Origin of the sequence: Candidatus Methanodesulfokora washburnensis (genome assembly GCF_003947435.1) — an archaeon.
Classification (GTDB): domain Archaea; phylum Korarchaeota; class Korarchaeia; order Korarchaeales; family Korarchaeaceae; genus Methanodesulfokora; species Methanodesulfokora washburnensis.
Map to the genome: position 1 here is coordinate 1 of NZ_RCOS01000031.1, position 9,120 is coordinate 9,120.

11 protein-coding genes are annotated in these 9,120 nt (G+C 43.7%); 7 read left to right on the top strand and 4 right to left on the bottom strand.

Going from position 1 to position 9,120, the window contains the following annotated elements; translation table 11 throughout:
- Positions 1 to 665 (top strand): hypothetical protein (locus tag D6D85_RS02390; protein WP_237558720.1); only part of this gene is annotated, 665 nt, incomplete at its 5' end.
- Between the two features lie 164 nt (positions 666 to 829).
- Positions 830 to 1,246 carry a hypothetical protein gene (locus D6D85_RS02395; RefSeq protein ID WP_125670485.1) on the top strand — a complete coding sequence of 139 codons (417 nt, stop codon included), beginning with the start codon at positions 830 to 832 and terminating at the stop codon, positions 1,244 to 1,246.
- A gap of 53 nt (positions 1,247 to 1,299) precedes the next feature.
- On the opposite strand, the gene rfbD (D6D85_RS02400) is transcribed toward D6D85_RS02395, so the two are convergent.
- Together rfbD (D6D85_RS02400) and D6D85_RS02405 are read right to left on the bottom strand one after the other, a co-directional pair.
- Positions 1,300 to 2,187: a dTDP-4-dehydrorhamnose reductase gene (gene rfbD, locus D6D85_RS02400; protein ID WP_125670486.1), complete on the bottom strand. Its 888-nt coding sequence runs from the start codon at positions 2,185 to 2,187 to the stop codon at positions 1,300 to 1,302.
- A gap of 1 nt (position 2,188) precedes the next feature.
- Positions 2,189 to 2,350, bottom strand: a complete 162-nt coding sequence (locus tag D6D85_RS02405) for a hypothetical protein (RefSeq protein WP_337189955.1) — start codon at positions 2,348 to 2,350, stop codon at positions 2,189 to 2,191.
- Between the two features lie 163 nt (positions 2,351 to 2,513).
- Here D6D85_RS02405 and D6D85_RS02410 point away from each other — a divergent pair, with 163 nt between their 5' ends.
- From D6D85_RS02410 to rfbD (D6D85_RS02420), 3 genes are read left to right on the top strand one after another with little or no spacing between them, the layout of a single operon-like run.
- Positions 2,514 to 3,053, top strand: a complete 540-nt coding sequence (locus tag D6D85_RS02410) for a polysaccharide biosynthesis C-terminal domain-containing protein (RefSeq protein WP_237558722.1) — start codon at positions 2,514 to 2,516, stop codon at positions 3,051 to 3,053.
- 12 nt (positions 3,054 to 3,065) lie between these two features.
- Positions 3,066 to 4,082, top strand: coding sequence for an NAD-dependent epimerase/dehydratase family protein (locus D6D85_RS02415; RefSeq protein ID WP_125670487.1), 1,017 nt, complete (start codon positions 3,066 to 3,068; stop codon positions 4,080 to 4,082).
- On the top strand, positions 4,079 to 4,963 hold the full coding sequence (rfbD, locus tag D6D85_RS02420) for a dTDP-4-dehydrorhamnose reductase (protein WP_125670488.1): 885 nt from the start codon (positions 4,079 to 4,081) through the stop codon (positions 4,961 to 4,963). The genes D6D85_RS02415 and rfbD (D6D85_RS02420) overlap by 4 nt, the downstream gene beginning before the upstream one ends.
- A gap of 141 nt (positions 4,964 to 5,104) precedes the next feature.
- On the opposite strand, the gene D6D85_RS02425 is transcribed toward rfbD (D6D85_RS02420), so the two are convergent.
- A complete protein-coding gene (locus tag D6D85_RS02425) occupies positions 5,105 to 6,169 on the bottom strand; it encodes a glucose-1-phosphate thymidylyltransferase (RefSeq protein ID WP_125670489.1) in 1,065 nt (354 codons plus the stop codon).
- Between the two features lie 239 nt (positions 6,170 to 6,408).
- Between D6D85_RS02425 and D6D85_RS16765 the strand changes: the two genes are divergently transcribed.
- On the top strand, positions 6,409 to 6,837 hold the full coding sequence (locus tag D6D85_RS16765) for a hypothetical protein (RefSeq protein ID WP_237558721.1): 429 nt from the start codon (positions 6,409 to 6,411) through the stop codon (positions 6,835 to 6,837).
- A 611-nt stretch (positions 6,838 to 7,448) separates the two neighbouring features.
- On the opposite strand, the gene D6D85_RS02435 is transcribed toward D6D85_RS16765, so the two are convergent.
- Positions 7,449 to 7,835, bottom strand: coding sequence for a PaREP1 family protein (locus D6D85_RS02435; RefSeq protein ID WP_125670490.1), 387 nt, complete (start codon positions 7,833 to 7,835; stop codon positions 7,449 to 7,451).
- 439 nt (positions 7,836 to 8,274) lie between these two features.
- Between D6D85_RS02435 and D6D85_RS02440 the strand changes: the two genes are divergently transcribed.
- Complete coding sequence (locus D6D85_RS02440; RefSeq protein WP_125670491.1) at positions 8,275 to 8,841, top strand: PaREP1 family protein; 567 nt, start codon at positions 8,275 to 8,277, stop codon at positions 8,839 to 8,841.
- Positions 8,842 to 9,120: the final 279 nt, after the last annotated feature.

The window sequence follows — 9,120 nt, forward strand, 5'->3', positions numbered from 1 at the left end:
TTGATGAAGGGGTTGAGAAAATGTTCAGGCTCTCAGTCAAGTACTCATCTTTTATCATGGTGCCCCTAGCTGCCTCCGTCATGATATTTTCACCAGATATTATCCGCATTTTCTTCGGAAGAAGGTACAGCTTATCCCCTCTCTATCTCTCAATGTTCTCAGTAAACTACCTTCTTGTGGGCTTAGGATCTCTATCCATAAGCCCATTTCTCAGCAGCCTCGGAAAGACTAAGAAAATTTTGATCATTACAGCCTCAAATGCCCTCTTCTTTGTAATCTCATCATCCATCCTAATAAAATTTTTTGGAATACCCGGCCTGATAGCAGCTCAGATCTTATCAAATGTAATCTCCCTTTCTTTAGGCCTCGCCATAATCAGGAGCTTCGATGCATCTGTTGATCTGAGGAGCTCTGCATCAGTGTATATCTCATCTTTTATCCCAGCAATCCCTGTCCTGATTTTAGGAAGTTTTATCGCATCTCCTGTCAGAATAATACTCCTCCCTATCTATCTTCTGCTCTACATCTCCCTTCTCCCTCTTATCTCGCTAAAACAGAGAGATCTGGATCTCCTCAGGGAGATTGCCTCAAGAATGGGAATGTTAAGGAGGGCTGCTGATCTGATCCTGTCATATGAGGAGAGAATCATGGGGATGAAAAGCTAACTCCTTTACCTAAAGGCTTCTTATTATATCAATTAGAGAGGCAATCTTGGACAACTTTTTTAGCTACTCCTTCATCAATATCCTATGAGGAAGTTCGGAAAGTTTGTGTCCAGAAGAGCAAGGAGGAGGTTCGGAAAACTCATTAGGATAAAGAGGTGATCTTTTTGGTTGTAAGAGTGCCAGTTGAGCTGAAATCGAACAGCATAATCCTGAGGACAGCTGCCCTAGCAAACAGCGGATATGAGGCAGAGGAGCCTGAGGTTCACATACCAATTGCTCTGGCAAAAAAGCTCGGATTCAAGCTTGAGGGCATAAGAGGGGAGAGATATGGAGTTGTTGGGGCTGAAGTCACTGCTTACATACTGGGAGAGGTGATGCTTAGGGCTAAGACAGAGGACAGAGAGTCCAGCTGGATAGAGGCAAGAGCTGTCACAGTTCCGGGGGAGCATGAGGTTATTCTGAGCGACTCCTTGATAGAAAAGATGGAGATAGAAATTTTAAAGCCTAGCTCCGGTTTATGGAGATTTTCAGGGGAAAATAAGGTAAGGGAAAGCGAGAAAGCCAGTTATTGGCCTGATTGATAGCTGAAAATTTAGCCCCTCAAGCTATAATATCGCTCCTAGGATACGGATCCTCACGGATGGCATTCTAGCTCAGATCTCAGAATTTCCAGCGATCTATGGATATCAAGGGGTTTTATTTTCAGGGTTCTTGAGGCTTTCTCAACATTTAAGGAGGAATCTCTGGGTCTTTGAGCGATCCAAGAGATTTCATTCGACGCTATTGGCTGTATTAAACGCTCATCTAAGTTGAATTTTCTAGCTATTAGCCTTGCAAAATCATATCTGCTTATCCTCGTGGCTCCTGCTAGATGAAATGTTCCCAAAAGCCTCCTTTCAGCAATCTCCACTATCATTTCAGCCAGATTTACGTTTAATGTTGGGGAATTCCACTGATCCGTCAAAGCTCTCACCTTTTCCCCTTTCCTCAGCTTATCTATCACCCAGAGGGCGAAGTTGACCTTCCCTGCTGCTGGGATTGAGCCATATATGACGCTTGTCCTCGCAATGCAGTGCTCCTCAAGAAGCCTCACCTCCTCCTCCCCCTTGAGTTTTGTGTAGCCGTAGTAGTTCACAGGCTCAGTTGGATCGCTTTCACTGTACATTCCCTTATCCCCCTTGAACACATAATCTGTTGATATGTATATCAGGAATGCACTGTATTTTTTTGATAGCTTAACTATATTTCTCGTTCCAACAACGTTTATGCTCCAAGCAAGCTCCTTATTGAGCTCGCATGCATCGACATTTGTCAATGCTGCAGCATGAACGACAACCTCAGGCCTTGAGATCTCAAAAGCCCTCTCCACATCCCCCTCATTTGATACATCCAGCTTTACCGGTAAACCTGCCTTAGGTTTGTTTTCATTGTATCCAGCGTATACTGCATAACCTTTTCTGAGAAGAATCTCCACAAGCTTGGAACCAAGCAGCCCACTTGCTTCTGTGACCAGAATTCTCATGTTACCATCTCAGCTTCCATGGTGTTGGATGCAGAATGCGCTCATCTGCCAAAGGCCTCCACCACCACTCATTTTCAATGTACCACTCTATTGTCCTCCTCAAGGCCCCATCAAAATCGTGTCTTGGCCTCCACCCAAGGCTTCTTATTTTCGTTGAATCCAAGCTGTACCTTAGGTCGTGACCGGATCTGATATGCTTCTATTAACATGAGTTTGTGCTGCGAAGTTCACCACTGCACACGCATCTGAAAAAAAATAGATAATAAATGTTAACAATCACCATAAAGCTTTTATTTTTTCTAGCTAAAAAGGCGGCAGTGACCAGAATGAATCCTTCAAAATCCGGCATGGTGAGAGAATATCCTCTTAAAGGGGTTAAAACACGTGACTTAAATCTAATACCAGATGAAAGAGGTCTCTTCGCTGAAGCCCTTAGGCAGGACTGGAAGGATCTACTTGAAGAGGACTGGATCGTGCAAGTGAACATAAGCTACAGCTACCCTAACATAGTGAGGGCATGGCATAAGCATGAAAGGGGACAGATCGACTATTTCTTGGTTCTTCAGGGAGCAATGAAGATATGCGCTTATGAAGAGGAGACCGGCAGGATGGCTGAGATAATTGCCAGTGGAAAGAAACCGATGCTAGTTAGAATTCCGGGTAAGTACCTTCATGGAACAAAAACTGTCAGCAGCACTCCCTCTTTGACTGTCTACTTCGTGACAAGACTTTATGATTATGGAAATCCAGATGAGATTAGAAGACCATGGAACGATCCATCAATAGTTCCAACAGAGATAAATGGAAGAAGAGATGATCCTCGTGTTGGAAAACCTTGGGACTGGTTTTCACCTCCACATAAATGAGGGAGATGTTTTATGAGGGTTTTGGTTACTGGAGGCGCTGGTTACATAGGCTCAATCCTCTGCAGAATGCTCCTAGAGAGGGGGTATGATGTAACCTGTTTGGACAGGTTTTTCTTCGGGTTTGATCCTATAAGGGAGATAGAAGACCGGATAAAAGTGGTTAAAGATGACGTAAGGTGGTTTAATCCGGATATTCTGGGGGGCATTGATGCTGTGATAGACATGGCAGCCTTGTCAAATGATCCAAGTGGAGAATTAGATCCCCAAAAAACATTAGAGATAAACTATAGAGGTAGAGTTAGGGTGGCAAAGCTTTCTAAAAAATTTGGGGTGAAGAAGTACATTTTAGCTAGCTCTTGTAGCGTCTATGGATCCCAGGAGGGAATGCTAACAGAGGATTCTCAGCTGAATCCATTAACAACGTACGCTAAAGCAAACATGCTAGCTGAGAAAGAGGTGTTGCCACTGGCTGATAAGACATTTAGTGTGACTATCCTAAGGCAGGCCACTGTTTATGGTTATTCGCCTAGGATGAGATTCGATCTAGCGATAAACGGGATGGTTCTAGGCTTTTTCAAAAACGGGAAGGTTCCGATAATGCGAGATGGCACACAATGGCGTCCTTTTGTGCACATAAAGGACACATCGAACGCATTTATCAAGGTTCTGGAAGCGGAAAATGAGCTTGTTAATGGACAGATATTTAATGTGGGCAGTGATGAACAAAACTTCCAGATCTTTAATCTAGCAAGGCTTGTGGCTGAATCCATTGGCCTTCCCTTTAACTATGAATGGTATGGCTCCCCAGACAGGAGGAATTACAGGGTAAGTTTTCAAAAAATAAGAAAAACTCTGGGTTTTGAGCCTAGATATTCGCCAAGAGAAGGGGCCAAGGAGATTTTTGATGCCCTTAAGGATGGAAGATTAAATCCAGATGATCCACGAACGATAACAGTAAAATGGTACAAACAACTAATGGAGATGCACAAGCTTATCAAGGATATCGAAATAAATGGGATGATCCTATGAGGATAGCCGTTGTAGGCTCAACAGGACAGCTGGGTACAGATTTAATGAGGGTTATGCAGGGTCATCATGAAGCCATAGGATTGACACATGAGGACATAGAGGTAACAGAGTATGAAAGCTGCCTAGTTTTAAAAAAGTATGATCCTGATGTAATTATAAATACTGCTGCCTTTCACAAGACAGATCAGTGTGAAGAAGAACCCCTTAGGGCATTCCTTGTAAATGCCATAGGTGCAAGAAATCTGGCTTCTATATCAAGAGAGCTGGATGCTACAATCGTGTATATAAGCACGGATTATGTTTTTGATGGCTTAAAGAATGCACCATATACAGAGGAGGATGTACCAAACCCGGTGAACACATACGGGATATCAAAACTGGCCGGCGAGTTTTACACAAAACAGAACCCAAAGCACTACATAATTAGGGTTGCTAGCCTTTTTGGTGTAGCTGGAGCGAGAGGAAAAGGAGGAAATTTTGTGGAAACAATGATAACAAAGGCTTTGAATAGAGAAATTATTAGCGTGGTTGATGATATGTGGATGAGCCCAACATGCACGAAGGATGCCGCATTAATCATCAGGAGAATTCTAGAGGAAGGTCTGCCTTACGGAGTTTACCACGCGACTAACAAAGGCTATTGCACATGGTTCCAGTTTGCTCAGGAGATATTCAGGCTCATGGGATTAGCCCCAGAGATTAGACCGATAAAAACAGATCAGCTTCAAGCTAAGGCCAGAAGACCTAAATTCTCTGCATTAGAAAGTGTAAAGCTGCCAAAATATGGCATAGAAGTGAGGAATTGGAGAGAATCTCTGCGTGAATATCTGCTGGAGAAGGGACATCTTGTTTTGAACAAAAAGCCTGATTTCGGCACATGATTCTTTTCATTAGCTCGAATTGAAGTTATTCCTTAAAAAGTAGATTAGATTTGCATATAAACTCAAACTACCCGTGACCAGGATATTTGTGATGCTTTGTTCTCTGTAGCAATGCGAGTTATTTAAGGGTGGAAAATAGGATCAGAGAATCACCTCAGAGTAATCGCTTAAGTGAAGTTTTACAGCCTTTCTATTTCCCTCAGCTTTAACTATCCTTGCACATCTGCCAATCAGGCACTCATCAAGTCCATCAACCCCGCTTATGCTCACATTCTCCATCACCACCGAGTATTCTATGCTGCTGTCAACTACACTTGTCCCGTTTCCTATGCTGGTGTAGGGCCCGATGTAGGAATTCCTTATCGTACATTTCTCACCAATTATGCTGGGCCCTCTTATCAAGCTGTTTATTACCCTTGTCCCCTCCCCTATCTCAACCCTGCCCTCAACTCTGGAGTTCTCCAGAGCTCCTTTTATGCATCCAGTTATGCGCTCATCAAGTATTCTGGCGTTGACAGTGAGTATGTCATCCTTCTTGCCCGTGTCAAACCACCATCCCTTCACAAAATCATAGCCCACATTGAATCCTCTTTCAATCAGCATCTGAAGGGCATCTGTTATCTCAAGCTCTCCCCTCCAGCTGGGCTTCAAATCTTTAATTGCATCAAATATCACTGGTTTGAGGAAATAGACGCCGACAAGAGCGTAATTGCTGGGAGGCTCTTTTGGCTTCTCCACCAACCTGATAAGCCTTCTCTTTGCATCAAATTGGGCTACTCCAAATCTAGTGGGATCCTCTACTTCCTTTAGCAGTACCATTGCATCATAGCCCTCTGATAAAAATCTCTCAAAATGGGCCTTTATCCCATGCTGGAGTATGTTATCCCCTAAATAGACTATAAACTCTGAGTCTCCGACAAAATCCCTGCAAAGGCTTACTGCATGCGCTATGCCAAGGGGCTTTCCCTGATAGATGTATGTTATCCTGACTCCAAATTTCTCCCCATTGCCATAGTGCTCCTTCACAAGCTCCGGAAATGTTTCACCCAGTACTATTGCAATATCCTTTATGCCACAGCTTCTGAGATCCTCCAAAACATACTGGCTCACCGGCTTATTTGCCACAGGAATCAGCTGTTTTGGACCGCTGTAGGTGAGGGGCCTCAGCCTAGTTCCAGCACCACCATGAAGTATTATTCCCTTCAAATAACCCCCTCTCCAGCTCTCACAGCTCCAATATAATTGTTGCGTACAACGGTTTCAGGAGATCATTGTAACTGAAACGAGCGAGTTTTAGCGCATTTGACAGGAAGTTTCTGATGACCTTTAAAAAGCTTATATAGGATGTGCAGCTGAATTGTTTATGGAGAGAAAGAGAAGGAGGTTTGGAAAGCTGCGCCGAAAAAGGGTTATTGGAAAGATAGTGAGGACAGAGGAGGAGATCCATGGCAGTAAGGGTGAGGCTTAAGCTCACTCATAATGACAGGGAAGCTGAGACAGTAGCACTAGTGAACACAGGATTTGAGACGGACGAGCCCGAGATACTTCTGCCCCTCAAACTTGCTGAGAAACTGGGTCTTCACCCTCCTCCTGAGGGCTCCTCGCTCGAGGAGTACGATGTGATAGGAGGAACTGCTTTTATGTTGAGATGCCCTAAAGCAATACATGTCCAAGTTTTGGTAGAAGATAGGGAGACTCTGCCCGTTGAGGCCATACCTCTTGTATCGGATAGGGAGGAGGAGGTCCTGATAAGCGATATTCTAGCCTCAAGGCTTGGTATTGCGATAGACGATGCTGGAAGGGGGATATGGAGATTTGCGGATGAACCGCTGATGAAAAGAAGGAAAAGTGAGAGGCCCATGCTATGGAGGTGAGCTGCTCCACGACTGAAGTCGGGAGCTTCCAGCGTTTAGAGCAGGCTTTACGCCTTTCCCCTCATCTGCTGGTTCGGGGGACCCACAGCTCCCCCATCCCATGCCTCTCGTTAAGGCATGGGCTAAAGGCGTCTTGCCTCCCCCACCTCTCTCACGGACTCGGAACATCCGAGCCATGGATTTCAGGGGGGTTTGTATTTAAGCTTTGCCCATTCATCTCGGAGCTAAAGCTCTGGGTTTTCTGGGTGCCCATTTTTATAATTAGGAGATTTATGTCATTGATCTCAAGAAATAGAGAAAAGCAGGACTTGAGTGAAATAAAAGTTTTAAATTTTAAATACTGAATCCTTCAATCCCTTCTCTAAAGCCTGTTAGAGAGGTAGTTGATGGACAACTTTTTAACTTGCTTTTTTCAGGCTCTCTCATATGCATTGTTATTTTGTATTGACAGCTCTTTATCCCCTTATGCTTTTCAATACTTTAACTAGGCTGAAAATCTTCCTTCAGCCCATTTTCGCCTGCTCTATTTACCGAATTGCATATTCTCATTCCTCTCCCCTCTCAGCATTTTTGCCTTGATGAAACTAAATCTCACTCCTGATGACGCTCAATCATGGCGCAACTAGTTTTCTGACGAGCTCCACATAGTGAGTTGCCCTCTCGATCAGAGGCCTGTGCTCAGGCTCCTCATAATTCAATCCGTAGAAGCAGCCTCCATGCAGCCTATCCCTGACATCTATGTAGTAAGCTGCCCAGTCCGAGGCCTCCTCCTCATCCAATCCAGCTTTCAGAAAAGCTCTTTTAACAAACTCTCTCCATGGTATACCTTCAGCTGGAACAGATCTGCCCAGAAACTTTGTGGTTAAAGCTGCTGTGGCATGCTTGACTGATGCCCAAACCTTCTCAGCAGCATCATATGGATCGTTTTCGAGAAGCTTAAATGCCTCTGAAAGGTACTGTTTGGCCATTCTGATATGCCCATTAACCTCTAGGATCATCAACAACGCCCATCGGTAGCTGTACCTCAAATTTTAAAAATCTTTCGCAAGACTAGAGAAAACTCCAGATAAAGCTGAAGAGATGAGAAACCATTAAAGATACTCAGGGAAAAACTCAAGCTTATGAAAACGCTATTTTAACTCCTTAGACCAGTAGCTCTGCTTTATATTTCAGACAAGATTTACAAAAACTCGACAAGAAGGAAAGCTGGAAATTGAAAATCTTCGACTTATTTATAGAGGGTGTAAGGAGTTTTCATCCGAAGGAAAGAGCCTTAGGAAAATCCAATGGATTTCACTCCATTTACAAACCTGCAGCTTTCTTTCAGAGCGATTCAGCAGTACTTTTGCCATCAGGCCACCTTGCAGGCTTTTTCACAGTATTCCCTCAGTTGCTAAAGATGCAAAGTTTTTATTAGACAAAGCAATTTAGCTGATAATGTCCGCTGAATCCCTAGAGAAACCTTTGCCTAAGCCTTCTACCGAGGACTATGTCGTGGCTAGGCTTTTAGAGTCTATTGTTGAGGCAAAATTAGCCCTTGACTTCCTGAGCAGGGGTCTCATCAGAAATGCCTCTGGCAAGGCCTTTCAATCCTGGAAAGCATTTATAACTGCATTGCTAAGACTTGAGCTTTCTAAATTGCTTGAAATTACGAGCAGGGAGGATAAGGAGTGGCTGGTGAAAAAGGCTGTGCCAAAGGCACCAACAACGAGAATGAAGTGGCTGTCACAGTTGCTCGAGCAGATCGGGCATGATGACATATCCGTGTGGACCGATAAAGCGCTGAATCTACATGATTATCAGTATAACGGTCCAGATCCGGACATGACACTTTCCAAGTATCGAAACAGAGAGGAGGCGGCTTATGATATCATCAAGCTTGTAAGTGAGGTAGCTAAAAGGACAGAAGGACTGAAAGAAAGGATAAAGTGGAGTCCAGAACTGGAAAAAGTGTTAAAGGAACTGGAAGAAATGATGAGCAAGCCTAAGAGTCTGCAAAAATGACGTGTAGCATCGATAAGCTTGTAATTTGGTTCAAAAATATCTTTAAAGCCACATCTTGAGTACTGCTTCTAAAGCACAATTAATCTGTTGCCCATTGCCGTAGTCATTGATCTCGAGGTAGACGCAAGTATCTATAAAAGAGGACTCTGAGATAATATTTTATAAATGCAAACATTACTATGATAAAGTTAAATAGATGTATCTGCATGTCTGATGATGTCGATCGAGCACAGAGACGATATTTTCACCTTGACCGATAATATCTCCATCGACAAATCC